Raw genomic sequence first — 25,406 nt, forward strand, 5'->3', positions numbered from 1 at the left:
TCCTTTTTCTTTATAAATAAAGCATTCTTTCGCTTTAGTCGCCTACAACATTCACAATTGTAGATTACACTGAACTCAACGAATCAAGATTCAAACAATAAACAGGTGAACTCACATGCCAATTTATAATGCCCCACTTGCCGATATGAAATTCATCTTAAATGATGTATTCAATGCAGAACAATTCTGGCAAAACAACGAAAACCTCGCTCATCTTGATGCTGCAACGGCTGAAGCAATTTTGGAAGAAATGGCAAAATTTGCCCAAAACGTGACGCTGCCGATTAACCGTAGCGGTGATGAAGAAGGCGCGATCTATAACAATGGCGAAGTCACTACCCCTGCTGGTTTTAAAGAAGCATTTAAACAATATGCCGAAGGCGGCTGGATTGGTTTAGGCGCAGATGAAGAATGGGGCGGTCAAGGCATGCCAAAAATGCTGACAGTATTGTCAGATGAAATGCTCTTTGCCACCAACCCATCATTCTTATTGTATCCACTACTGTCTGTCGGTGCAGGTATGGCATTAAGCAGCTATGCATCACAAGAACAGAAAGAAACGTATTTACCTAAAATTTACTCAGGTGAATGGTCAGGTACCATGTGTTTGACTGAACCGCATGCAGGAACAGACTTAGGGATTATTAAAACCAAAGCTGAACCAAATGCAGATGGTACATACAACATCACAGGGACTAAAATCTTTATTACAGGTGGTGATCACGACCTCGCAGAAAACATCATTCACTTAGTTTTAGCGAAAACACCAGACGCTCCTGCAGGTTCACGCGGTATTTCTTTATTCATCGTGCCAAAATTCTTGGTGAATGAAGATGGTTCGTTGGGTGAGCGCAACCCAGTAGGTCCAGGCTCAATCGAACACAAAATGGGCATTAAAGCCTCTGCAACTTGTGTGATGAACTTTGATGGCGCCAAAGGTTACTTGGTCGGCAAAGAAAACGAAGGCTTGGCTGCCATGTTCGTAATGATGAACTACGAACGTCTGTCTATGGGAATTCAAGGTTTAGGTGCATCAGAATTTGCCTATCAAAATGCTGCACAATATGCGACTGACCGTATCCAAGGTCGTAGTGCATCGGGTGTAAAATCACCAAACAAAGCAGCGGATAGCATTTTGGTACATGGCGATGTACGTCGTATGCTGCTCAATGCACGTGCCAATAACGAAGCTTCACGTGCATTTGCGGTATATGTGGGTCAACAATTGGATATCACTAAATTCTCTACCGATGCAGAAGCTGTGAAAAAAGCCAATGACCGTGTTGCATTGTTAACTCCAATTGCCAAAGCCTACTTAACCGATACTGCTTTCAATGCGACACTTGATGCGCAAATGTGCTTCGGTGGTCATGGTTATATCCGTGAATGGGGTATGGAGCAATGTGTTCGTGATTTACGTATCGCCCAAATTTATGAAGGCACCAACGGCGTACAATCGCAAGACTTGATTGGTCGTAAAACCATTAAATGTAATGGCGAATTTATTGCAGAATACATTGCAGAAATCCGTGATTTCACCAATGGTTTAGATGCAGACCTCAACTTCATTAAAGATGCAACTTTAGATGCAGCGACTGAAGTTGAATCCGTGACTCAATACGTTTTAAATGCAGCCAAAGAAAATGTAGATTTCCCGAACGCTGCAGCGGTTGATTATTTACATGCGGTAGGTTTGCTCAGCTTCTCATATATGTTTGCGCGCATTGCCAATGCAGCCAAACAAAAAGAGGGTGAGTTCTATCAAAACAAATTGTCATTGGCACTGTACTTTGTACAACGTATTTTGCCAGAACTAGCTTTACGCATTACCAAAGTGAAAGCGGGTGCAGAAGTGGTAATGAACTTCAGTGAAGATTACTTCACCAACCAGTCTTAATTCATACAGTATCTGCAAAAACGCCTGAATCATCAGGCGTTTTTTTATACTAAATTTTATATCCCTATTCTAAATTGTGCATGAAATTTGCATTACCTTTGTTGAAGTCTGAATATCCATACTCAAACAGGAGGTGAAAATGGCAGTACGTCGTTCAAAAATAGATAGAAATATTCAAGCAGTTGAAAGCCTATTAGACAAATATGGCAATTGGGCTGTAGAAAGTTTTCATTATCTTGCGCTCTTTATCATTGGCTGTATGGTCATTTGGTCTGCTGGGCATACGGTAATTGATATTTTCACCATCAAACAATATGCCACTATTGATGACATCTTATTGCTTTTTATCTATTTAGAACTAGGTGCAATGGTGGGTATTTATTTTAAAACCAATCACATGCCTGTGCGTTTTTTAATTTATATTGCCATTACCGCACTAACCCGTTTGCTAATTTCAGATATTCAACACGACCATAAAGCTGATCTCGACTTAGTGATTATTACTGGTTCAATTTTAATTTTAGCCGCTGCAATTTTAGTGGTGCGTTTTGCATCTTGGCATTACCCTTCCGTTATTCGAGACAAGCACAGTGAAAAGCCTTTAGCACAAGGCAAAACCCCTCGCCCAGAAGATGATGAATTGGCGTAAAAATCTAAAATAGGTCAAAAAAATGCTTCTAGATACTCAATATCTAGAAGCATTGATGTCTATGATTTCACTTTTTTCTCAACGATTTGCCACCAACACATAACGCCCATGTTCAAAAATCCAGTACATACCTCGTGGCGGAGCGGGTAAACCCAAGTGCTGCCAGTCGGTCACCACACGATAGGTCGAACTTTCAATATGTGCGCTACTTGGCTCACCATTTACCCAACTGTAACTTTGGTGGTTATATTGCACAGTACTTGGCGCATTGTATTGAATATTGATGCCACTACGAATCGTGGGCTGCCCCCACTGCGGCACAGGTCGTTGATGGTATGGATAATGTGGTGGATAGGAATAGGGTTGCTGTGAATGATAAGGTCGATGCTGCGGATAAGCAGGACGATGTTGTGGCGAATAAGGACGATGCTGATCACGCTGTGTATTGACGCCTGTATATCCTGCCCAACGATTGGTTTCGGCCAAGCTCTGCATCGACACACCTAAAAATAGCATGCCACTCAATGCAGTTAAAATCGCCACTTTCATATCTAGCACTCCTATTTTCATATTTTTATTCTAAGCTCAAATTAAGGATAAATAATGAATAAAAAATCAGCAATTTTAAACTTTCGTCTCCGCAGATTTCACCGACACGGCTCGCCATTTATGAAATATCTCCAACCCCTATGCTAAGATACATTTTTTTTGAAATTGGATGAAACCTCGTGCCTGAATTAAATTTTGACCGCCTTCATCAGTTTTTCTGCAAAGTTCCGAGTGTACAGCAAGCCCGTGTAGACGCTTATGGTTCAGACGGTCAGCATGCATGGTGGTTCAAATTTCAAATTGATGTAGAACATCCGTTAGCATGGCAAACTGTGCAGGAATTGGGACATGTGCTGAATTATATTTCCAGAGATGAGCGCTTGCCGACTCAATTCTTACCTGTTTCACCGCCACCGTATATGAATGGTGAAGCCAAAGATTTTTTATCGTGGGTAATTCAATGCAACCATCCAGAATTTAGCCCAGATGTGGTTTGTGATTGGTTAGAAGCGCGTTTACCGAATCCTGTGGATGATGAAGCACAATGGAAAATCAAAACCGATATTGCCGAGTTAGATCAAATGAGTGATAAAGATTTGGATGAAATAGTGCCGCCAAATCCTGTAAAGTAATATTCGGCTCAAAAAAATCCCTCTTTCAATAAGAGGGATTTTTGAGTTCAAGGCATAGAATTAAAAAATCAAAAGGTCGATAAACCACTCCATTCCATAAAGCGATACAGCGCATATTTCCACTTCGACTCATCGGCATAAACCGCATAATCCACACTCATATTTTTACCCTCAAGGTTTGACCATGCGGTATTAAAATAGTGTTGAGCATCCTGAAATACAGGGTCTTGCACCTGTCCGACCACACGCAAGTTGCTTTCTAAATTATAGTTTTTTAAATTACGTGCGGTGAAATTAGCAGAACCTAAAATCAACTCAGCCTGTGTGGCATTCGATTTCATCAGCATTTTATTGTGGCATTGCTCACCTTGGGTATTACACCAACGTACCTTCACCCCTGCAGCATGTAATTCTGCCGCCACCTGTCGGTTTGGAATGCCATTTTTTTCACGTCCAAAAGCATCTTTATTCGGGTCGAGTAATACCCGCACCTGTACGCCACGTTGCTGTGCAGCAATCAGTGCTTTGATGATTTGTCGCTCCGATAAATAGAACATTGCCAAATCAAGATGCTCTTGCGCCTTAGCATTTTCAATCATTGATAAACTTGCATCCCAAATGGCCTGTTCCGTTAAAACCTGCACTTGAGGGTAAGAATGATCTGCCTCAAACTCTCCCACAATCACCCCAGACACATTGCCTTGCGACATACGTGCTACGGCTTGTTCAGTCTGCAAAATATCAACTGCGGTATTGCCTGTGACCACTAAAGCGCTATTAGAATGACGTGAACTGCCATCATGTGGATTAAATGACGTGACCAATGCTTTCCAGCCTTCGGCGGTATCGACCACCATGGTTTTACGATGGTTGGCTTTAAAATTAAGCAAGCTGAAATAACTGCGCAAGGTAATTTTATCTTTGCCGAACGGACTGGGTAGCCAACCCTTTTCAGCATTATTTGGAATGCCCTGACAGCAGAGATACCAAAACCCCGACCACAGCGGATTCGATGCGCGCAGCGGGGTTAAATCTGTTTCAATCACATCAATACCCGCCTGACGCAATTGACGATAATGCTCAGGTGCAATACCACCATATACTGAGTTAATGGGATCTGTAATGACCTTAATTTCAATATTTGGCTGCAGCTGACGTTTATGAATTAAAGCTTCGGTCAATTGCTGTGTCAGTGGTTGATGCTGTTGTTTAGACGTCCCCACCTCTGCATTAAACAAAAACATATCCAACACAATGGTGCTTTGTGCTGCATCAATCAGACCTAAAATTTCATTAAAAATTTGATGCTGTTGTTGCTGAACACCTTGCGCGTCGATATAGGTCTGATCGGCAATAAATTTAATAGGCGCATGACGTAACTTTCCAGTGTAATTCAGACCATCTGGTAACGGTTTAAGACTGTGGTAAATAGCCGAGGACAAATAACCTAAAGCCAGAAAACTTAAAACCAGTCCCACATACGCCCGAGGCGACCAATTCAATTTTTGATGAATTCGCTGAAAGATACGCATAACAAAAAACCTAGTCCGATGCGCTCAGACTAGGTTTAATTGTTTGGATTTTCAAGAGGATTTCTGTGTTTTCACGCAGACATCCTATAAAGCTTAAATTGAATTTTAGAAGCCAAATTCCACGCCAACTGTAAAGTTACGACCCACTTGTGGAATATTCGACAAGAAAGATGCATGTGAATACACTTCATCATCGAGCAAGTTGTTGGCTTTAAAATACACACGGTAATCTTGTTTGTTGGCATAGTTGCCCGCATAAGCCACACCAACATTGACCATATTATAGCCTGCTGTTTCTTGCTCATACGCTGCAATTTTGTCTTGCTTAAATACACGATAGTATTCCGCCATACCCGACCAACCATCAGCAAAGTTAGCATCTACTTTAGCTCCCAAACGGCCTGCAGGTACGCGTGGTGCGTTTTGATTGTCAATTTCACCACGCACATAATCACCAAACACACTGAGTTTATAATCTGGGCTCAACTGATAGCCTAACTTGGCTTCTGTGCCGTAGAATTTGGCTTTGTCTTGAGTATATTCCACACCACGCAAATTACCTTTCTGCGCTACTGTTGCGCCATAAATATAATCATCGAACCAGTTATGGTAAACATGCAGCGAATAATCAAATTTGTCGGCTTCATAGTGTAAACCTAGCTCTAAATTATTAGATGTCTCTTTATCTAGATCAGGATTCCCCACCTCGTAAGTATTGGTTGCGAAATGTAAGCCATCAGCATAGAGCTCTTGCGCTACAGGTAAACGTTGCTGGTGTGAACCTGTAAGCGACAATTTATAGTTGGGTGCAAACTGCCAATTGGCTGCAGCAGACGCAGACACACCAGTACCTGAATAATCTTTTTTGTCCGAATCTGCTTGAACTTTTTGATGTTCAACTCGCGCACCAAGTTCAACATGTACATCACCAAATTGTTTATGCTCTAAACCAAATAAGCTATATTTTTGTGTTTTCGTATCTGGCATAGGTACTGCTTCATGATAATGATCACCATGTTTTTCCTTCTGACCAGTCAAATCAATTTCATGCTGGCTAAACTGTGTACCAAATACACCTTCCCAACCTGCAAGGGGTTTGTGCACCAATTCCAAACGTGCATCATAACCTTTGTTTTTAAAATTACTGATGACTTTATTTTCTTCTAATTCATCATGTTCATAGTCAGTAAAACTGGCATGCGCACGCAGTTTATCAAAACCTGCAAAGGGCTGATCAAGCTCGGTACGCAAATCATAACGATGTGATTCTAAATCCACCCATGGGCCACCATGTGCATGTTCTTCAACAGTATTTGAATTAGGTGTCGGGCAACCATGAAAGTGATCATCGTGCAATACACAACCATGATATTCATGGCTATGCCCTGGCAACCCATATTTATCCTGACGATTACTATATGACATGCCCACAAAACCACGATCATGAATCCATGAGCCACCAATATTCACCGTTTGCCCTTCAGCAAAGGTATTCTCTACACGGCGTTCTTTTACCAACTCTTCATGTTCATGTGTATGGGTTGAGCCATCTGGTTCAACATGTACTTCTGTATGATGATGTTCTACCCAATAGTTTGGGGTAATGTAATCATTAGCCTTACGCTTAGAACCTTCAATACGCAGCGCAAATTGATCACTGAGTGCTGCAGTTACCCCCGCACTCACTAGCTTTTCATCACTGCCTGTGTTATAACGCAGACCGACTTGTCCTTCTAAACCATTATTTGGCATTTGAGTTGGAATTTTTTGATCAGTCACATTGACTAAGCCACCAACCGTTCCTGCACCATAAAGTAATGTTGATGGGCCACGAATAATTTCAACTTGTTTGGCTAAGATTGGATCGACAGTGATAGCATGGTCGGGTGAAAGCATAGAAACATCTGCCGTTTCTGAAGCATGTTGCAGCACTTTAACCCGTGGGCCATCTTGCCCACGAATCACAGGGCGGCTAGAGCCTGAACCATATTGGTTAGAATAAACACCTAGCTCATCTGCCATCGCATCACCAATGGTGGGACTTCGCTCTGCCAACGTTTTTTGATCAATCACATGATCCGCTACTGCAAAATCTGCTGCAGTTTGTACCAAAGGATGTGCTTGTAGCTGAATGGTTTCCAGTTGTGTACTACCGCTTTCTGTATTGGCGAATGCCGCAGGTGTGAGCACTGAAAAAATGGAAAGAGTTATTAAATTTTTATGGAACGACATGACCCATGCTCAAATTAGTAAAAAATAATTGATGTTATAATATAACATTTCAATAGCATTGCAATAAAAAACATTGTTCCTCTGTATTCTCAATTAAGCTATTCATCACAATTTATTCTGATTTTTTATATTATTTACTTTGAATTGGTATGCCCTTTACGCTCTCACATGCGGTACTTGCCCCACCACTCGCCAAGCTTTCAGGACAACGTCTGCCTATCGCTGCACTCGCTATAGGCACGATGTTGCCAGATTTACACCGTCTGTTTACTTTGCGTCATGATCCCACTCCTCATTTATGGTCAGCATTGCTGTATCCGAATTTATTATTGGGTCTTGTCTTTTGTGCGCTGTGGTATTTGCTCTATCGCCCTGCATTGTATCGCTTTGTGGGAATCCATCACCCGTTAAATCTAAACACAATAAAATCTGTACTTGGGTTTGTATGTGGCTTGATTCTCGCCTTACTGATTGGCAATGCCACCCATTTAATTTGGGATGGTTTAACCCATCACGACTTTCGTAGTTTTGCCTTTCAGGATTTTTTAGCGCAATCGGTACAATTAGGCACAGGTATTTATCCGATGCATCGCGTACTACAAATTGGCAGTTCTATTTTAGCCCTGCCTTTTTTATTTTGGATGAGCCTGCATTATTATCGCAAGCATCGGCAGGTCAATTCTGTAAGCAAAAAAATTCGCGTTTATGCCATCGCTCTCATTCTCTTGTCGATTGTATGTGGTGGTTTTTCACTTTGGGATTATGCGCGCTATATCCCCGATGCGACTTGGCAAGCCGAACTGTATTACTTTACAGGGCGTGCCATCAATGAATTTAGTCAAGGCGCGTTACTCATGTTGAGTTTGGGCTGCCTGTTATTTTTGTTTTTAGATTTTCAAGGACGCATGGAATAAACACTCTATCGCTCTACTTTCTCTTTCATCTGCCTACATTCTTCAGTTTGAAGTAGATTCCCGCTAAAAACCCACTGTTTTTGCAGCAGGTTCTTGTCGCCACATGCCCAAAGAGGCATAATCCTACCTTTGCTAAAGGCGGTGCGCTGTTTACGTATTCGCTTCCTTAACCCATATAGTTGGATTTTTAACGCTATGATGCGAACTCATTATTGCGGTTCTTTAACCGAAGCTCAAATTGATCAAACCGTGACCCTGTGTGGCTGGGTACACCGTCGTCGTGACCACGGTGGTGTAATTTTCCTAGACATGCGTGACCGTGATGGTCTTGTGCAAGTCGTAATTGACCCAGATACCCCAGAAGCATTTGCAACTGCAGATAAAGCACGTTCAGAATTTGTATTAAAAATCACAGGTCGTGTACGTCGTCGCTATGCAGGCACAGAAAATGCCAATATGGTCAGTGGACAAATTGAAGTTTTAGGCAAGGAAATTGAAGTTCTTGCAGCATCTGAAACGCCTCCGTTCCCATTGAACGATGAAAATACCAACATTTCAGAAGAAATTCGTTTGAAATACCGTTTCTTGGACATCCGTCGTCCAGAAATGTTAGATCGCTTACGTTTCCGTTCTAAAGTCACCAACCTAATTCGTAACTATTTAGACGATCATGGTTTCTTGGATGTTGAAACACCAATTTTAACACGTGCAACGCCTGAAGGTGCGCGTGACTATTTAGTACCAAGCCGCGTATCTAACGGTAGCTTCTATGCGCTGCCACAATCGCCACAATTATTTAAACAATTGTTGATGGTGGGCGGTATTGACCGTTATTACCAAATCGCTAAATGTTTCCGTGACGAAGATTTACGTGCAGACCGTCAGCCAGAATTTACTCAAATCGACATTGAAACATCGTTCATGAGTGACGATGACATTATGGATTTGATGGAAGGCATGACCGTGAAGATGTTCAATGAGCTTCTAGGCGTGAAATTCGACAAATTCCAACGTATGCCATATTCAGAAGCGATGCGTGATTATGCGTCTGATAAGCCAGACTTGCGTATCCCACTGAAATTGGTAGACGTTGCAGACTTAATGCAAGACGTTGAGTTCAAAGTATTTGCTGGCCCAGCGAAAGATCCGAAAGGTCGTATTGTCGCGCTTCGCGTTCCTGGTGCGGGTTCATTACCACGTAGTGCAATTGATGAATACACTAAATATGTTGGCATCTACGGTGCGAAAGGTTTGGCGTATATTAAAGTCAATGAACTTGAAAAAGGCATCGAAGGTTTACAATCTCCTATCGTGAAATTTATTGAGCCAATCGTGCTTGATTTATTAAAACGTGTAGGCGCTGAAAATGGCGACATCGTATTCTTTGGTGCAGATAAAGCCAAAATTGTCAACGATGCAATGGGTGCACTTCGTGTCAAAATCGGTCACGATTTAAACCTTGCAACCTGCGAATGGGCACCGCTTTGGGTGGTTGATTTCCCAATGTTTGAAGAAACTGAGGATGGTAAATGGACCTCTGTGCATCACCCATTCACTTTGCCAAAATCAAGCGTTGAAGATGTGAAGAGCAACCCAGGTGAAGCTTTATCTGTTGCCTATGATATGGTGTTGAACGGTACTGAAATTGGTGGCGGCTCACTGCGTATTTATACTTTAGAAATGCAAAAAGCAATTTTTGAAGCGCTTGGTATTTCTGAAGAAGAAGCCGAAGAGAAATTCAGCTTCTTACTGAATGCGTTGAAATACGGTGCGCCTCCGCACGGTGGTTTGGCATTTGGTCTTGACCGTTTGGTGATGTTGATGACAGGTGCATCGTCTATTCGTGATGTGATTGCCTTCCCAAAAACCAAAACGGCTGAATGTCCATTGACTCAAGCACCAGCACCAGTTGAAGCAAATCAATTGCGTGATTTGGGTATTCGCTTACGTGAAAAACCCAAAGCTGAAGAAGCTAAATAATTTTTAGCTCCTGATGTAAAAACCCTGCAATTGCAGGGTTTTATTGGATTATTACTTAAAAATTTAATCACTAAAATGGAACCAATACTTAGATCAATTTAGTTCATCCATAAGATATAAACTGCGCTATGATGTAGCACATAACAGTTATGTGATCATAGCTAAAACGATATTACTGTATTTATTGATTTATTCTAATTTTTTGTTCTGTAGATTCTCATTCTTTTTGTACTATTTTCTGAAAGTGCATAGTCTCTTGACAATTTTTTAAACAAGTCATCTGTTAAAATAACCGAGATTCGCACACTGCAATGTATTTCATCTTCAAGACACTGTCGCTATTACCCTTAAGAATTTTGCAAGCTCTGGCTTTGTTCGCAGCATTTGTGCTTTATGCTTTCAATTCATCTATTAAACGCATCACCACAATCAACATTCAGTTGGCCTATCCAGAATTAACTGAACATGCACAGCAGCAACTGGTTAAAAAAAGTATGCAAAGCCAATGCCTCACCTATATGGAGTTTATTAAATGCTGGGGGATGCCACCCAGTTATAGCTTAAATTTATTAAAGCATATTCATGGTGAATCGGTGCTAACTGAAGCTTTAGCCAATCAAAAAGGTATCATCGTTGTAATACCGCATTTTGGCTGTTGGGAGTTGCTCAATGCTTGGCTAAATGTCTATACCGCACCAATGATTATGTACAAGCCCAACAAAAATAAGAGCATCAACCGTTATATACTAGAAGCACGTCAAAAGTTTAATGCAACCTTAGTCCCGACAGATGAAACAGGGATTCGTGCCATTTTTAAACATTTGAAACAAGGTGGCTTAACTGTCATTTTACCAGACCATTTACCTAAGCCTTCTGGTGGCATTTATTCCCATTTTTTTGGGCAAAATACCCTAACTGTGACTTTGGTGTCGAAACTCGCTGCAAAAACACAATGTAATGTGATTGGTTTGAGCTGTATCCGCAACGACGATCTATCTAGTTTTGATTTACATTGCACAAATCTCTCAGATGACATTTTGTCTAGAGATTTACAGCTCTCTGTAGATACTCTCAATATTGCGATGCAAGATATAATCAATCAAGCACCTGAACAATATATCTGGTCTTATAAGCGCTTTAGACATTGTTTAGGGAACATCAACGTCTATCGTCAATAAAATTATTGGTACTACCGTCAAAACCTTACATCTCATTGTTGAGCAAGATTGCATAGATTCACCTTATTCAATTGAGATCAATTATCGATAGTGGCATAATGACCCCAATTTCCACTTTTAAGTGAATCTCCTATGGCTATGCGTCCTGAAGTTCGTCGTCGTGCAATCGTTCTGATTATTTTTTCAATCGTACAATGGCTATTCATGCGCTACATTTTGGCCAACGAGTTGTTTAACTTAACCACCTATAATCGTATTGTTTTGTTCTGCGTGAGTAGTCTTGCAGGCGCATTATTAATTTTCGTCGGTTTGATTTATATGGTGTTGAAAGGTAATGCGGATAAGGAAAATTAAACCTTCAAATACTATAGAATGATGTAAAAACAGGAATATGTAATCTTCCTGTTTTTACATCATCTAATTATCTAGACTCTTCAGCAATAACATTTCTGAGATCATTGATAAATTTCGGTACATTATGGATATTTTTAATGTATTCAATTGCTTCTAATGAAATTTTCTCTCTTTTACCATTATCCATTAATAAATAGTTAATTGCATTTACATACAAATCAACCTTATCAAAACCATCACCTAAAACGTCCCCTACGTGAACCCCAAATTTAGAAGTTAGATCTTCTGGATTTCTATTACTAACCAATAATGTTCCATAAGATAATGCCTCTAAAAATGAAATTGGCAAAGCCTCATGAATTGAGGTATTAACTAAAATTTTTGCCTCTTTTAAATATTTTTCCTTTTCTTCACCTTCTACGTGACCCGCAAAATGTAAATTTGGAATAGCATTATAATCGGACATAATCTGAGAGTTCCTACCCTCTTCTCGATGAGTCTTACCCAATATATAAAACTCATAATTAGGCATCTTCTTTGCAATTTCACAGAAAAGCCAACCACGCTTTACAGACTCTATTCGCCCCAAGAAAATAATCATATTTTTCTTTGGAAATTTTTTTACATCAAAACTTTCATCTACATTAATTGGGTTTGGCAAATATTGTATGCTTACATTTTGCTCTAAATTATATAAATCAATAGCCTTCTGATTTAAGAAATACCCTTGTGAAATAAACTTTACACGCCCATTCTTATACCAGTCATGGACTAAATCATAAATTTCCTGATTATAATAATTATATTCAGGAAATAATTTTACAGTTTCTATTTCATCCCATTCGTATTTAGGTCTAGGATCTTGTATCCATAAGATTAATTTCTTATTTTTATTTGGTTCATTTAACAGAATGTAATTATCTGTCAACTCAATGCTCAAATAAACATCATAATTTTGCTTTTTAAGCCACCTTCTTGCAAACCATTTTCTTCGAGGCAAACGAAAAGCGCGAATATTGTCAATATTATATTCTTCAACACAGAGTTTCTTCGAACCCTTCCCTAGCAAAACATCAATTTGTATATCCTTATTCGGAATGTACTTAGAGATGTATTCTCGCGCTAAAAAACCATAGCCACCAAAAGCAGTTCCAGCTCCACCAAAGAATTCGTCAATGATTAATCCAACTTTAAGCATACTAACATCAATCCCTATATTTTATTATTTAGCAATAAAGCTAAAGTAGACTTCGAATCAATACTTTCTAAATCTATACCTCGTAACATTTCATTATATAAATGAATAGCCAAAGTACGTGACGTTGTAAGCTCTTGAATAGTTAAATTTGGATCACACAATTGACTAATGCATTGATAATGAACTGGGTAAAAAATGTCTATAGGCTGGACATTGTTTTCTTGCTGATATGACCGTACATAGTATGTAATCGCTTTGGGACCGATCACCCCCCAAGGCATATCAGCTAAACTTGTACCTATACCAAAAGCCTTCTTCATTCTTAATCTAAATTGACGACTTTTTGAATACCATGGCGGTACAAATTGCGGGTCATATGCTGCATTCAATAAACTTTCTAACAATGGGCTATTTTTTGGTATTCTTAATACTGCACCATTAATCCAGTTATCATCTTCAAAACCTAAAACATACCCATGTTCTGGGATAGATAATGGTTTTAAGCAATAAACATCGCAATCAACATAAATACCATCTACTTTACGCATTAGTTCATAACGAAAAATATCAGAAAATAAGGCATAACTCCCTGTTTCATTATGCTTTATAATTTTTTCGGCAGAAATAATTAAATTAGCATCAACTTGATTCACACCATCAGGCAAGTCATCAATATCACCATATGTATGCAAGTGAACTTCATGTCCCCTCATCACAAAGGATTGAAGACAACTTCTAGAAATTGGCCCCAATTTATTTCCGATCCATAATGCATGAATTATGGGTAAGTTAATTGACATTGCTTACAATCCTATTTTCTTTTAACTTTTAAACTGAAATATATGTTCACAAGAAGCGTAGCTGCTATAAAATGATCACTGATTAAGAACGAGCATTTCGCCTTAACCCATCACAAAACAGTCTAAGACTATCAACCAAGCGTAGTGCAGTATAGAATACCTTAACTATAACATTTCAAGTTAAAGCAACATGAAAAAAATTCTTATCTTATGTGTATCTTTAAAAGATAGTTTAGATCGACAAGAAAAAATGAAAGACCAACTTCTATCGCTAAAAGAACATGTTCAAGATATTCAAATCGAATTTTCTTTTTTTGATGCTATCTATGGAAAGAAACTACAGCCCGAATATTTAACGTTTTTAAATATTAGCCGTGAAATTGCGAATCAATGTGAACATGAATTAGGGCCTAGTGAACTTGGATGTTTTCTCAGCCATATGATTCTATGGCAACGACTTGCTCAGGGAGACTACAATAGTTTTGATCGCGTTATTATCATCGAAGATGATGTGATTCTTAACTTTAATAACATTAGCCAAAAGCTCCATTCCTTATTAAATACAAATCATGATTTCGCATTTCTAGGTGGCCACTCTGAACCATCTCGCCGAAGAATTAGAGGCTATGTTAGCCCCGATCAATGTTCATTTCATATGACTGGCCCTAAAGATCTTTACACAGCTACATATGCTTACTCATTAACACCTAAGACTGCGCACAATTTTATTTATAAACAAATAAAAAAACTTACCTATATTGATGACTGGAAATACTTATTGGCGGATACTGTTTCAACTCCTTTTTTCTATTGTTTCGAGCATGATGATGCCCAAATAAGTCATATCGCAAATGATAGAAAAAGCTTCATGAAAAAACCTAATCGCCTCAAAAAGAATTTTAATAAAATTAAAAATGATATTATATCTAGAATCATTTCAATCTTTGTTTTTAAAAGAATTATTCGCTTGTCCACGTTTATAAAAATGCATAAATCTTCAAATGAAATATGATCATTATTAATTCAGGATTTCAAGCTATGTCTTTATCGCGTTCATTATTAAAAAAATGGTATAAATACCAGCAAAACCAACAAGCTAAAAAGTTTACCTCCCACTGGTATATGCGCTTTGGCTGGCTAGATCAACCCTTAAAAAACCAAGAACAGCTCAAGAACCTGTTTGAAATTCATTCACCGCGCAAATTCACTTTTGCTGACTGTTTCTATGCTCAGGACAACGACCGTCATTTCATTTTTTTTGAAGAAGTCGATGATGTTCATCCCGTTGGATTCTTATCGGTCTTAGAAGTATTTAAAGATGGCACCTATACAGAACCGCAAACCATTCTAAAACAGGATTATCATCTTTCCTACCCATGCGTTTTTAAAGTTGAAAATGACTGGTATATGATTCCTGAAACCAGTGCTAAAAGAACTATTGAACTATGGAAATGTACTGATTTCCCTTTAAAATGGGAAAAACATTTAAACTTATTTGAAAATATTGATGCTGTAGATACCACTCCCTTTTATCATGAGGGTATGTGGTATTTATTGACGTCCACACGTAGAAACTGCAAAAAATTTGGTGACCGTTTAGATATTTTCTTTACTGAAAATATTTTAAATCCTAACTGGCAAGAACACCCACAAAATCCAGTCTGCAAAGGTCATCAGCAACTCAGAATGGCTGGGAAGCCTTTTATTTATAAAGAAAAACTTGTACGTCCTAGTCAAGATTCATTAAAACGTTATGGTGGTAATATTGAATTCAAAGAAATTCTTGAACTTAGCCCAACCTCATATAAAGAGCAACTTTTAGAAGTTGTTTTACCCACATGGAATAATAACGATGATGGTTGCCATACAATAAATGTTGAACATAATTTTGTAGTTTTAGATGCAATACGCTTATCAGTTAAAAAGTAAATAAGACCAAAACAACTATTTTAGCAAATGCTCATAAATATTGAGCGTTTGCTGTGCCATGGCTGTAACAGTTAACTCTTGCTTTGCTTTCATAAATAAAGGTAAAAAATCTATTTGTGCTTGTACAGTTAAAGCATTTTCTATTGCTTGTTGTAACTCTTTCGCTTGTCCTATATTTGCAAGATATGGCTCTGGCAACCATTCAATAACACCATTTACACGAGTAGATGCCATCGTTTTATTTGCTTGTAAAGCTTCAACCATCACTAATGGAAATCCTTCACGATCCGAGGACAATACAACAACATCAGCGATTTGGATTAAATCACGAGCATCTGTCCTAAAACCTAAAAAAGCAACACGATCTAGCATTTTTTGTGCTGCTGTTTGTTGCTCTAAATCTGAACGTAATGACCCATTACCAACAATAAAAAGATGTGCATCTATATTAGACATTGCGTCAAGCAGTAAACTTATATTTTTTACAGGCTCTAAACGTCCAATACACATTACTATTTTTTTAGAAGAATTTAATAAAGAATATTGAATATAAATTTCAGATTTTAGTTGTTGTTTTTGCTCGTCAGATAAATTTGGTTGTGTATATACCCCATTATAAACCACATATGCTTTTTCACTAGGAATTCCCTGCGTTAAAGCCTGACTTACTGCAATAACGGCATCTGCAAAAGTATAAATTGATTTGTTCTTTTTCGTACCATGGACTGTTGTTACAAATTTAACAGGTTTTAGCCATGTTCTTATTTTAGAGACCAATTCAGCAGCTTTTCCTGCTTGTGCATGTACAATATCTGGATGAATTTTATTAATAATAGATTTTAGCTGGCAAAGTAAAAATATATTCCAACGACTACGAGAAAAATCTACAGCATGAAAACATACATGCGCATTAAATTTATCCACGTAGCAAGGGTGTGCAATAATATGTACTTCATGTTGCTGAGATAATTCGTTAACCAAGTTAAAAGTGTGTTGTTCTAAACCACCAACACCACCACTTGTTGCCAAAACTTGAACAATCTTCATAGATTATCCTGTTTATTTTTCATTTTATGATGTTGCTCAAATAATTTAGCTTCCTTTAAAAATGCATAAAAAGCATTTACCATGCTGTTTACAAAGCCCCTCCACCCATTTAAGCAGCTACGTCTAATAAAATAAGACTTTACAAAAGTGAGAGGCATGACTAAAACCAACTTTAATAAACTCGGCGCTTTACCTTTTTGGTATTTTTCTTGTGCTTTTAATTCAGAATATTGATTATTTTTTTCAACTTTAACAAAAATACTTGATTCACCATAATGGTAAATATCACCTTCTGCACGATCACTCTGACCATCTACAATCACATTTTCATGCACTTTATTTTCTAAGTCATATCGCCCTTTAGATTTACGAAAAAAACGTACCTTGGCATGCTTTTTTGTATGTTTACTATTGGGAACACCTAAAAACACATCGTTAATTGGTGTAATTAAAGCATCCAATTGATTACTTTGTATCGTTTGCTCAATTTCAGCTTTTAATTCAGAAGATAAAACTTCATCACCATCTAAATTTAAAACCCAATCATTTTTACATTGCGCCAAAGCTAAGCTTTTTTGACCAGCATAGCCCTGCCAATCTTGATGAGAAATCCGCGTATTGGGAAATGATTCTGCAATAGCATAAGTATGATCTGTACTGCCTGAGTCTAAAATAATGACCTCTGAAAAGTCTTTTACACTTTCCAGTGTACTCTCAAGCCATTCAGCACAATTTAATGTTACGATATAAACACTACAAGGAATCATAATTTATATCGTCCTTTGGCTAAAGCAATACGCATTTGCAAAGCATTCATTGCGCCATGTGTACTGACACGTGGAATATTAAATTGATTAGTTTCTGTATAAGCTTCTACTTTTTTACGTGTAGATACAGCATTTTTAAAACCAATTTTTTTTGCCATTTGTTGATGTTTGTCATTAAAACGCCCAAATGGATAAGCAAAGCTTGGACATTTCCCTACTAAAACTTCTACATCTTTTTTTGATGCCTGCATTTCTGCAAATGCTTCCTCATCAGACAATTTCAGCAAATTTACATGATGCTGAGTATGTGCACCAAACTCAATTAAGCCAGAAGCTGACATTTCTTGAATTTGTGCTGTATTTAACTTCTCAATACCTTCAATTTGTGTTGCTAAATAAATTGTTGCCTTCGCATTATATTTTTTGAGTAAAGGAAATGCATATTGGTAGTTATCCTGAAAGCCATCATCAAATGATAAGGCAAAAACATTACTCTGCCCCTCATACTGGTCAAGTTCGGAAACGAAACAAAAAATAGCCCGTTTTTTTACCAAATACTGCAACAACTGTTCAAATTTAGCCGGTGGCATATTCATACCTGAAGCTTCTGCATGGGGGGTTACTTGATGCAACATCACGATACGTGGCAATTTTGCACTGCGTAATGGTAACCAAAAGGTATAATTACCCAATAAGTAAAGTATTGCAGCAAAAACAATTAAACCAAGTACCACATAAACAAACCACATTAGATATACACCTCATATGCCCACTCATATGCTTCAGATAACGGCTGATCAAAAGTAACTTCAAGCATAAATTGAGTAATACGTTTAGCATTAAAACTATGACGCGTTTTGCTCCAACCCAATTCTGCAATTTTTCTTGCCTCATCAGGATGATCTGCATAGTACTTAATTTTTTCAGCTAAATCATTTTGGTCGTTAAAATAGACAATTTCTTGTTCACTATACAGTTTTTCAAAATCAGGGATACGAGGGCTAAAAGTCAACAGGCCATTACCCGTTAACTGCACAATACGATCTGAACTGTATAAAGTTACATCGTTTTTACGTGAATAATTTAACCCCATACGCGCTTCTGAAAGCACTTTATAATAACCTTTTCCATACACGCCAGCTTGCTCAAAACAACCATAATATTGGTATTTCAATGAATGTGCTTGGAGAGTATTTGCCAAGTCTTTCAAAAATTTTTCACGTTCTGGTTCTTTATAAACAACACCACAGAATATAAATTCTTTATCAATATTTGTAGATTCAAATTGTTTTAGTATTTCAACATTTGAATGCCCGACGTTAGGAAAATAAGCTACTTTTAAATTTGGCTGTTTCAATTTTTGAAGATATTCTCCACCAGTCGTACAAAAAATAGCATCTAAATATGGAGAAAATTCACGAACAAAACCAAGTTTTTGCTCCAAATACAAAGGATCAACATACCAAAATGCAATTTTTGTCTTTGGGAATTGTTGCTTGATCTCTTTTAACACCGTTGGACTCATTAAATCGCTATGTCCAATCAAAACTAGATCTGGTTCTAAATTAGAAACTATTTTAAGAACTTCTTTATTTGCCCAATTTGCCCCTAATTTTTTTGTTTTAAAAATAGTTCCCATTCTAGCCATATCACGAAAACTAAAGTCATATACAAAATGACCATTTTCAATCAAACCCGCAGAAATCTTACGGTCTGTACAATAAAAATGAGCACCTTGTTTGTTGAACCCAAAATTCGCAATATGTAATATTTTCATAAATCACTCAAGAAACAAATGAATGTCCCATTTATAGATTGGTATATTTTAATCGTTGTTAAAAAAGAATAATAGGATATAAGCTAGTCCATCATAACAATTTAAACAACTACACCTCATTTAACTAGCATCCTATTCGCCACACGCTCTGCTTCTTTAAAAGCAGTCGTAGAATATAATTCAGCAATTTGTCTAGCATTCGATACAAGTTTTTGATCAAGCAAATGCTGTACCGAACGCGTAATCCGATCCTCTTTCACTCGATCTATCTGAATAAGCCCTACTTTACAACCTGCAGTGAGTGCCTCGTATATCATAGATACGCTATCTTCAGTCACCCATACCGCTTCCGCTTTTTGCATCTCTTCAAAAATCCAACCCTGCGGCGTTTCTTCAACTGGAAAAATTTGTAGTCGTGAAGCAAAACTTTGCTGAGCCAATGTCGCTAAAAAATCAGCAGGTGTACGCCTAGAACTCGTCAAAATAATGTCACACTGCATATTCTGCTGCACGATCTGCCCAATCGCAGACAACACCTTATCTGCATTCCAAACATGCCGTTTAGATGAACCACCTAATGCGATCAAAATACGGTTTGGCATGTGTCGCTGCTCATTTTCAATTGGATTCAGCGCACCTTGTGTAACAATCACATTGCCCTGTTTAGCAACACCATCATGTTCAGGAATAACCACATAATCAAACCAAGACAATGGAAAATTTGGTTTCATTAAAATGACAGTTTTCGCTTGCGGAAAAACTTTGCCCATCAAAAAAACACGGAATTGTGTATGACTGCCTACCCCAACAATATAATCTGGTGACTGCGATACTGCTGCATGTTTTTGTTTTTTATATGCAGTCACCAAACTCAACAGCGGTAAATGATCAATCGAAATTTCTTCAAAAGTGAGCTCAATATGTGTTTGCTTTTGTATTGCCTTAAATAGACCTAATGCCTGAGACCGATGACCGGCCTTGCCATCACTCACATATACAATATGCATATTCACCCACCAGATCTAAAGCAAGAATCGCATTATTTTACTCGATCAAAGCATTTTAAGTAAGTAAAGCTACATCTCCTCAATGACTCGAAATATAAACTTCATTGAACTGTCACAAGGCTTGAATCCGCCTTTTCAGATTCAATGAGTAATTGAACCGCTCTTTCTCTAATTTCGGGAGTATAGTTTGGTTTTTTCATCGGAATAGTCTCTCAGAATATTGAGTCTCCGACAAACCCGGTACGGTTCAAATTGCCTTAATAGATTGACCTTGTTGATGAAGTATTTGGATTGTCCCTGCTTGCTCCAAAGTTAACATGTTGAGCAGTCCAAAAAGACCACTATATTAACCAAGGGGGTCAATTTTCAAATGCTGTTGGGGGGTCATTTTTACATTGCCGCTAACAGTAAATTCCATGAACTGCATGTGACCGGGAAAAGTCAGGTCGCTGAACAGGCATTAGTGCTGATTCAGAAACTGTATGCCATAGAAGCAGAACTCAGGAAAAAGACCGATGGTACAGCGGAAGACCGCCGCGAATACCGACAACAGCATAGCCAACCGGTGATGCAACAACTATATGAATGGCTCAACCAACATCATCTGACGGTGCCATCGAGTTCTCCCACCGCCAAGGTCATCAATTACACTCTGAAGCGTTGGCCAGCTTTAATCCGCTATTTGGATGATGGCAATCTACCGATTTGCAATAATTGGGTAGAGAATCAAATGCGACCTTGGGTCTTAGGGCGCAAGAACTGGCTGTTTGCTGGCTCGCTGCGCAGCGGCCAGCGAGCGGCGAATATCATGACTTTAATCCAGTCAGCAAAGCTGAATGGCTTGGATCCGTATGCCTATTTAAGTGATGTGCTGAAAAGGCTGCCGACGCATAAAGCGACCCAAATAGAAGAATTACGCCACATCGCTGGAAATCCAACTCAAATTAAAAAATAGGCATGGGGTTCAGCGGACGCTTACAGCGCAAGGAGTGAAAACACAGTTCTGAGCGAAGCGCAATGCACGTAACATCCTTTACTTCACCCATAAAAAAACCCTTATATAGAATAAGGGTTTTTTAAAGATTAAACTAAAACTTAGTTTTTCTCTTTGTCTACGATCTTGTTCGCTTGAATCCAAGGCACGAAAAAAATGGGAAAGCACTGCTTTCCCATTTTTTAAGGCACGTAACGCAACCTTAGTTCTTTTCTTTGTCTACGATCTTGTTCGCTTGAATCCAAGGCATCATTGCACGTAACTTGTTACCCGTAACTTCGATACCATGTGCCGCGTTTTGACGACGACGTGCAGTCATAGATGGGTAGTTCAACGCACCTTCTTGGATGAACATCTTCGCATATTCACCAGATTGAATACGTTTAAGTGCATTACGCATTGCTTCACGAGACTGTTCATTAATTACTTCAGTACCAGTTACATACTCGCCATATTCAGCGTTGTTAGATACTGAATAGTTCATATCAGCGATACCGCCTTCGAACATCAAATCAACGATCAATTTAAGCTCGTGTAAGCATTCGAAGTAAGCCATTTCTGGTGCATAACCCGCTTCAACAAGAGTTTCGAAGCCCATTTTAACCAATTCAACAGCACCGCCACACAGAACTGCTTGCTCACCAAATAAGTCTGTTTCTGTTTCTTCACGGAAAGACGTTTCGATGATACCTGTACGACCACCACCCACACCTGAAGCATAAGAAAGCGCAACGTTACGTGCATTACCAGAAGCATCTTGATGAATCGCGATAAGATCAGGAACACCTGAACCACGTTGGAATTCAGAACGTACCGTGTGACCAGGTGCTTTAGGTGCAACCATGATGACGTCTAAGTCCGCACGTGGAACAACTTGGTTATAAAGTACAGAGAAACCGTGAGCAAATGCTAAAGTTGCGCCTTGCTTGATGTTTGGCTCAATCACGTCACGATAAAGTTGTGATTGGAACTCATCTGGAGTCAAAATCATAACTAAGTCTGCTTGAGCAACAGCAGCAGGAACTTCAGAAACTTTAAGACCCGAATTTTCAGCTTTTTTCCATGAAGCAGAACCAGCACGTAAACCTACAGTGACGTCTACACCAGAATCTTTCAGGTTAAGCGCGTGCGCGTGACCTTGTGAACCGTAACCAATGATCGCTACTTTCTTAGATTGAATGATAGATAAGTCGCAGTCTTTATCATAAAAAATTTGCATTGCTGTCTCCGCTAAAATGCTTTGGATTCCTATCTTACTCAAGTACTTGTCTATTCAGTACTAAAGTAAGCGCTCCATCCTTAGAGATGGAATGAATTCGATGAATAAAATTAACTATGAAATTAGTTAAATGGTTAAAACTTTTTCGCCACGTGCGATTCCCGACACACCTGAACGCACAACTTCTAAAATAGTGTTTTCTGCAATCGCATCGATAAAACCATCTAATTTTTCAGTTGTACCCGCAAGCTGCACGGTATAAGTCGTTGGTGTGACATCAACAATTTGTCCACGGAAGATGTCAGCAGTGCGTTTAATTTCAGCACGTGCCGCACCCGATGCTTTGACTTTAATTAGCATCAATTCGCGTTCAATATGTGGACCTTCTGACAAGTCGACGACTTTAACCACTTCAACCAATTTATTCAGTTGCTTAGTGATTTGCTCAATTTTATGATCATCACCATAAGTCGTAAGCGTTAAGCGTGAAAGTGTTGGGTCTTCGGTTGGTGCAACATTTAAAGTTTCAATGTTATAACCACGTTGAGAGAATAAACCCACTAAACGAGAAAGCGCACCTGATTCGTTTTCAACGAGAACGGAAATAATGTGTCTCATTCTGTACGCTCCCCTTTACCTAACCACATATCTTTCATGGATTGACCTGCAATTTGCATCGGATAAACGTGCTCTGTACGGTCAACCATGACATTAATGAATACGCATTTGTCATTAATTGCCATGGCTTCTGCAAGCTTAGACTCAAGCTCATCGGCATGGTTAATTTGAATACCCACATGACCATAAGCTTCCATCAATTTAGGGAAGTCAGGCAATGAGTCAACATAAGAACTTGAGTGACGACCTTCATAGTTCATATCTTGCCATTGTTTAACCATACCTAAAGCTTGGTTATTCAAGCATAAGATTTTTACGTTTAAACCATATTGCTTACAGGTAGAAAGCTCTTGGATACACATCTGAATAGATGCTTCACCTGTAATACATACAACCTGTTGATCTGGATAAGCCAGTTTAGCCGCCATTGCATACGGTAAACCTACACCCATCGTTCCTAAACCGCCAGAGTTCAACCATTGACGTGGACGCTTGTACTTATAGTAGTTCGCGCCAAACATTTGGTGCTGACCAACGTCAGAAGTAATGATCGCATCACCATTGGTCACTTTATCCAATGCTTCAACTACTTGTTGTGGCTTCATGGTTCCATCGGTTGGTTTGTCATATTTCAAACCATGAACCTTACGCCATTCATTAATCTGATTCCACCATGCAGCAATCGCTTCAGGGTTTGGCTTAGACACATTTAATTGCTTCAATTGAACTAACATTTCCTGAAGTACAGGTTCAACTGCACCTACAATTGGAATGTGCGCCATGATGGTTTTTGAAATGGTCGCTGGGTCAATGTCAATATGAATGACTTTGGCATTTGGACAGAATTTTGCAGGGTTATTGGTTACACGATCATCAAAACGCGCACCAATACACAAAATCACATCAGCGTTGTGCATGGTCATGTTAGCTTCATACGTGCCATGCATCCCCAACATACCAATAAATTGTGGATCATTACCCGGGAACGCACCCAAGCCCATCAATGTATTGGTTACAGGAAAGCCCAAGACGTGCGCAAGTTCAGTCAATTGCTCAGCTGCATTGCCTTGAACAACGCCACCGCCTGAATAAATTACAGGACGTTTGGCATTTAATAATTCATCAATCGCTTTACGAATTTGACCTGAGTGACCACGATGCGGCGGTTGATACGAACGCATCTTCACTTTTTCTGGGTATTCGTACGCAAATTTTTCCGCTGGATTGGTTGCATCCTTAGGAATATCAACCACCACAGGACCTGGACGGCCTGAAGATGCAATATAGAATGCCTTCTTAATCACTGAAGGAATTTCGCTGGCATGGCGCACTTGGAAACTATGTTTTACGATTGGACGTGAAATACCCACCATATCGGTTTCTTGGAAGGCATCTTCACCAATCAAGTGTGTTGCAACCTGACCAGACAAAATCACCATTGGGATTGAGTCCATATAAGCCGTTGCAATTGGAGTTACCGTGTTGGTTGCACCTGGACCTGAAGTCACAAGCACCACACCGGTTTTACCTGTTACACGCGAGTAGGCATCTGCCATATGACCAGCAGCTTGCTCATGGCGCACAAGGTAATGATTAATTTTGTCTTGTTGAAAGAACGCATCGTAAATATGAAGTACTGCGCCGCCTGGGTATCCAAAAACATGTTCAACGCCTTCGTCCGCCAATGCGCGAACAAGCATTTCACCACCAGATAAAAGTTCCAACGTGATTCACCCTAGTCTTGTCACTGCAAAATGGGAGACACCTGCAGTGTTTTGTTCATTAATTCCTGCACTGTTATAGCACACATATTTCATAGTTTTCATGGCAATAGGAAAAATTTCTGATCTGATTACCGTATAAGCAATATGAGATCTAAAACGTGTTGGGGTAAACACATTTTATAAGCTTTGTTCAGCTTCTCGGCTAGAGAAGTTGCCCATTGCATGACATGACACTTATTCGAAGGGTGATCGATCTAAGGCACATAAAACTAAAGTGTGCATTTTTGTAGTTTACCTGACTAAAGTCAAGTTTAAAAATCGGCTTTTTCTGCTTTATTGATAAACTTGGTATTTTTTAAGCATTGCGTCATCCATCACAATTTAATCCAAAGTCTAATATTTCCATATA

Annotated in this window: 22 protein-coding genes and 1 pseudogene; 10 read left to right on the top strand and 13 right to left on the bottom strand. The window is 38.9% G+C overall.

The annotated features are described in order from the left end of the window. The first annotated feature begins 115 nt into the window (after nt 1-115). Nucleotides 116-1,897 (top strand): acyl-CoA dehydrogenase C-terminal domain-containing protein, encoded by a 1,782-nt coding sequence (locus LZP46_RS12110; protein ID WP_236093974.1) that lies wholly within the window; start codon nt 116-118, stop codon nt 1,895-1,897. Between the two features lie 139 nt (nt 1,898-2,036). After that, complete coding sequence (locus LZP46_RS12115) at nt 2,037-2,546, top strand: phosphate-starvation-inducible protein PsiE (RefSeq protein ID WP_019836466.1); 510 nt, start codon at nt 2,037-2,039, stop codon at nt 2,544-2,546. A gap of 78 nt (nt 2,547-2,624) precedes the next feature. Here LZP46_RS12115 and LZP46_RS12120 read toward each other — a convergent pair whose 3' ends face one another. Next, a complete protein-coding gene (locus tag LZP46_RS12120) occupies nt 2,625-3,095 on the bottom strand; it encodes an RcnB family protein (protein WP_004975035.1) in 471 nt (156 codons plus the stop codon). A gap of 179 nt (nt 3,096-3,274) precedes the next feature. Between LZP46_RS12120 and LZP46_RS12125 the strand changes: the two genes are divergently transcribed. Beyond that, the gene (locus LZP46_RS12125) at nt 3,275-3,727 is read left to right on the top strand and encodes a hypothetical protein (RefSeq protein WP_236093975.1); all 453 of its coding nucleotides are present in this window, start codon (nt 3,275-3,277) and stop codon (nt 3,725-3,727) included. A 68-nt stretch (nt 3,728-3,795) separates the two neighbouring features. Here LZP46_RS12125 and LZP46_RS12130 read toward each other — a convergent pair whose 3' ends face one another. Beyond that, nucleotides 3,796-5,259 (bottom strand): phospholipase D family protein, encoded by a 1,464-nt coding sequence (locus LZP46_RS12130; RefSeq protein ID WP_236093976.1) that lies wholly within the window; start codon nt 5,257-5,259, stop codon nt 3,796-3,798. Between the two features lie 105 nt (nt 5,260-5,364). Continuing rightward, a complete protein-coding gene (gene znuD / locus LZP46_RS12135) occupies nt 5,365-7,491 on the bottom strand; it encodes a zinc piracy TonB-dependent receptor ZnuD (protein ID WP_236093977.1) in 2,127 nt (708 codons plus the stop codon). Nucleotides 7,492-7,640: 149 nt separating this feature from the next. Between znuD and LZP46_RS12140 the strand changes: the two genes are divergently transcribed. From LZP46_RS12140 to LZP46_RS12155, 4 genes are all read left to right on the top strand, one after another. Further along, complete coding sequence (locus LZP46_RS12140; protein ID WP_236093978.1) at nt 7,641-8,405, top strand: DUF4184 family protein; 765 nt, start codon at nt 7,641-7,643, stop codon at nt 8,403-8,405. Nucleotides 8,406-8,600: 195 nt separating this feature from the next. Then, nucleotides 8,601-10,385 carry an aspartate--tRNA ligase gene (gene aspS, locus LZP46_RS12145; protein ID WP_236093979.1) on the top strand — a complete coding sequence of 595 codons (1,785 nt, stop codon included), beginning with the start codon at nt 8,601-8,603 and terminating at the stop codon, nt 10,383-10,385. Nucleotides 10,386-10,696: 311 nt separating this feature from the next. After that, nucleotides 10,697-11,563, top strand: a complete 867-nt coding sequence (locus LZP46_RS12150; RefSeq protein WP_178318726.1) for a lysophospholipid acyltransferase family protein — start codon at nt 10,697-10,699, stop codon at nt 11,561-11,563. A gap of 132 nt (nt 11,564-11,695) precedes the next feature. Further along, a complete protein-coding gene (locus tag LZP46_RS12155; protein ID WP_178318725.1) occupies nt 11,696-11,917 on the top strand; it encodes a hypothetical protein in 222 nt (73 codons plus the stop codon). 67 nt (nt 11,918-11,984) lie between these two features. Here LZP46_RS12155 and LZP46_RS12160 read toward each other — a convergent pair whose 3' ends face one another. Then, nucleotides 11,985-13,115 (bottom strand): glycosyltransferase family 4 protein, encoded by a 1,131-nt coding sequence (locus tag LZP46_RS12160; RefSeq protein WP_178318724.1) that lies wholly within the window; start codon nt 13,113-13,115, stop codon nt 11,985-11,987. Between the two features lie 14 nt (nt 13,116-13,129). After that, entirely contained in the window at nt 13,130-13,915 is a 786-nt protein-coding gene (locus tag LZP46_RS12165) for a glycosyltransferase (protein ID WP_178318723.1), read from the bottom strand. Between the two features lie 190 nt (nt 13,916-14,105). Between LZP46_RS12165 and LZP46_RS12170 the strand changes: the two genes are divergently transcribed. Beyond that, the gene (locus LZP46_RS12170) at nt 14,106-14,927 is read left to right on the top strand and encodes a glycosyltransferase family 25 protein (protein ID WP_178318722.1); all 822 of its coding nucleotides are present in this window, start codon (nt 14,106-14,108) and stop codon (nt 14,925-14,927) included. Between the two features lie 26 nt (nt 14,928-14,953). Then, entirely contained in the window at nt 14,954-15,844 is an 891-nt protein-coding gene (locus LZP46_RS12175; RefSeq protein ID WP_236093980.1) for a glucosamine inositolphosphorylceramide transferase family protein, read from the top strand. A 15-nt stretch (nt 15,845-15,859) separates the two neighbouring features. On the opposite strand, the gene LZP46_RS12180 is transcribed toward LZP46_RS12175, so the two are convergent. The 5 genes from LZP46_RS12180 to LZP46_RS12200 form a co-directional block, all read right to left on the bottom strand. Next, nucleotides 15,860-16,891: a glycosyltransferase gene (locus LZP46_RS12180; protein ID WP_236093981.1), complete on the bottom strand. Its 1,032-nt coding sequence runs from the start codon at nt 16,889-16,891 to the stop codon at nt 15,860-15,862. Continuing rightward, entirely contained in the window at nt 16,888-17,658 is a 771-nt protein-coding gene (locus LZP46_RS12185; RefSeq protein ID WP_236093982.1) for a glycosyltransferase family 2 protein, read from the bottom strand. Before LZP46_RS12185 ends, LZP46_RS12180 begins: the two co-directional genes overlap by 4 nt. After that, nucleotides 17,655-18,407 (bottom strand): polysaccharide deacetylase family protein, encoded by a 753-nt coding sequence (locus tag LZP46_RS12190; RefSeq protein ID WP_180080132.1) that lies wholly within the window; start codon nt 18,405-18,407, stop codon nt 17,655-17,657. Before LZP46_RS12190 ends, LZP46_RS12185 begins: the two co-directional genes overlap by 4 nt. After that, nucleotides 18,407-19,435: a glycosyltransferase family protein gene (locus LZP46_RS12195; RefSeq protein ID WP_178318717.1), complete on the bottom strand. Its 1,029-nt coding sequence runs from the start codon at nt 19,433-19,435 to the stop codon at nt 18,407-18,409. The genes LZP46_RS12190 and LZP46_RS12195 overlap by 1 nt, the downstream gene beginning before the upstream one ends. Before the next feature lie 116 nt (nt 19,436-19,551). Next, the gene (locus LZP46_RS12200) at nt 19,552-20,442 is read right to left on the bottom strand and encodes a mitochondrial fission ELM1 family protein (protein WP_236093983.1); all 891 of its coding nucleotides are present in this window, start codon (nt 20,440-20,442) and stop codon (nt 19,552-19,554) included. Nucleotides 20,443-20,842: 400 nt separating this feature from the next. Between LZP46_RS12200 and LZP46_RS12205 the strand changes: the two are divergent. Continuing rightward, nucleotides 20,843-21,390: pseudogene (locus tag LZP46_RS12205) on the top strand (IS66 family transposase); the annotation flags it as partial. 248 nt (nt 21,391-21,638) lie between these two features. Here the strand turns inward: LZP46_RS12205 and ilvC are convergent. The 3 genes from ilvC to LZP46_RS12220 form a co-directional block, all read right to left on the bottom strand. After that, nucleotides 21,639-22,655, bottom strand: a complete 1,017-nt coding sequence (gene ilvC, locus LZP46_RS12210; protein WP_004974988.1) for a ketol-acid reductoisomerase — start codon at nt 22,653-22,655, stop codon at nt 21,639-21,641. 126 nt (nt 22,656-22,781) lie between these two features. Further along, the gene (gene ilvN / locus LZP46_RS12215; RefSeq protein WP_004974986.1) at nt 22,782-23,273 is read right to left on the bottom strand and encodes an acetolactate synthase small subunit; all 492 of its coding nucleotides are present in this window, start codon (nt 23,271-23,273) and stop codon (nt 22,782-22,784) included. After that, on the bottom strand, nt 23,270-24,997 hold the full coding sequence (locus LZP46_RS12220; RefSeq protein ID WP_236093984.1) for an acetolactate synthase 3 large subunit: 1,728 nt from the start codon (nt 24,995-24,997) through the stop codon (nt 23,270-23,272). Before LZP46_RS12220 ends, ilvN begins: the two co-directional genes overlap by 4 nt. Nucleotides 24,998-25,406: the final 409 nt, after the last annotated feature.

This window comes from Acinetobacter sp. SCLZS86 (assembly GCF_021560715.1).
Lineage (GTDB): Bacteria > Pseudomonadota > Gammaproteobacteria > Pseudomonadales > Moraxellaceae > Acinetobacter > Acinetobacter towneri_A.

Coding starts and splice junctions, on each gene's coding strand:
- LZP46_RS12110 (WP_236093974.1), top strand. CDS start 116: ATGCCAATTTATAATGCCCCACTTGCCGATATGAAATTCATCTTAAAT.
- LZP46_RS12115 (WP_019836466.1), top strand. CDS start 2,037: ATGGCAGTACGTCGTTCAAAAATAGATAGAAATATTCAAGCAGTTGAA.
- LZP46_RS12120 (WP_004975035.1), bottom strand. CDS start 3,095: ATGAAAGTGGCGATTTTAACTGCATTGAGTGGCATGCTATTTTTAGGT.
- LZP46_RS12130 (WP_236093976.1), bottom strand. CDS start 5,259: ATGCGTATCTTTCAGCGAATTCATCAAAAATTGAATTGGTCGCCTCGG.
- znuD (WP_236093977.1), bottom strand. CDS start 7,491: ATGTCGTTCCATAAAAATTTAATAACTCTTTCCATTTTTTCAGTGCTC.
- LZP46_RS12140 (WP_236093978.1), top strand. CDS start 7,641: ATGCCCTTTACGCTCTCACATGCGGTACTTGCCCCACCACTCGCCAAG.
- aspS (WP_236093979.1), top strand. CDS start 8,601: ATGATGCGAACTCATTATTGCGGTTCTTTAACCGAAGCTCAAATTGAT.
- LZP46_RS12150 (WP_178318726.1), top strand. CDS start 10,697: ATGTATTTCATCTTCAAGACACTGTCGCTATTACCCTTAAGAATTTTG.
- LZP46_RS12155 (WP_178318725.1), top strand. CDS start 11,696: ATGGCTATGCGTCCTGAAGTTCGTCGTCGTGCAATCGTTCTGATTATT.
- LZP46_RS12160 (WP_178318724.1), bottom strand. CDS start 13,115: ATGCTTAAAGTTGGATTAATCATTGACGAATTCTTTGGTGGAGCTGGA.
- LZP46_RS12165 (WP_178318723.1), bottom strand. CDS start 13,915: ATGTCAATTAACTTACCCATAATTCATGCATTATGGATCGGAAATAAA.
- LZP46_RS12170 (WP_178318722.1), top strand. CDS start 14,106: ATGAAAAAAATTCTTATCTTATGTGTATCTTTAAAAGATAGTTTAGAT.
- LZP46_RS12175 (WP_236093980.1), top strand. CDS start 14,954: ATGTCTTTATCGCGTTCATTATTAAAAAAATGGTATAAATACCAGCAA.
- LZP46_RS12180 (WP_236093981.1), bottom strand. CDS start 16,891: ATGAAGATTGTTCAAGTTTTGGCAACAAGTGGTGGTGTTGGTGGTTTA.
- LZP46_RS12185 (WP_236093982.1), bottom strand. CDS start 17,658: ATGATTCCTTGTAGTGTTTATATCGTAACATTAAATTGTGCTGAATGG.
- LZP46_RS12190 (WP_180080132.1), bottom strand. CDS start 18,407: ATGTGGTTTGTTTATGTGGTACTTGGTTTAATTGTTTTTGCTGCAATA.
- LZP46_RS12195 (WP_178318717.1), bottom strand. CDS start 19,435: ATGAAAATATTACATATTGCGAATTTTGGGTTCAACAAACAAGGTGCT.
- LZP46_RS12200 (WP_236093983.1), bottom strand. CDS start 20,442: ATGCATATTGTATATGTGAGTGATGGCAAGGCCGGTCATCGGTCTCAG.
- ilvC (WP_004974988.1), bottom strand. CDS start 22,655: ATGCAAATTTTTTATGATAAAGACTGCGACTTATCTATCATTCAATCT.
- ilvN (WP_004974986.1), bottom strand. CDS start 23,273: ATGAGACACATTATTTCCGTTCTCGTTGAAAACGAATCAGGTGCGCTT.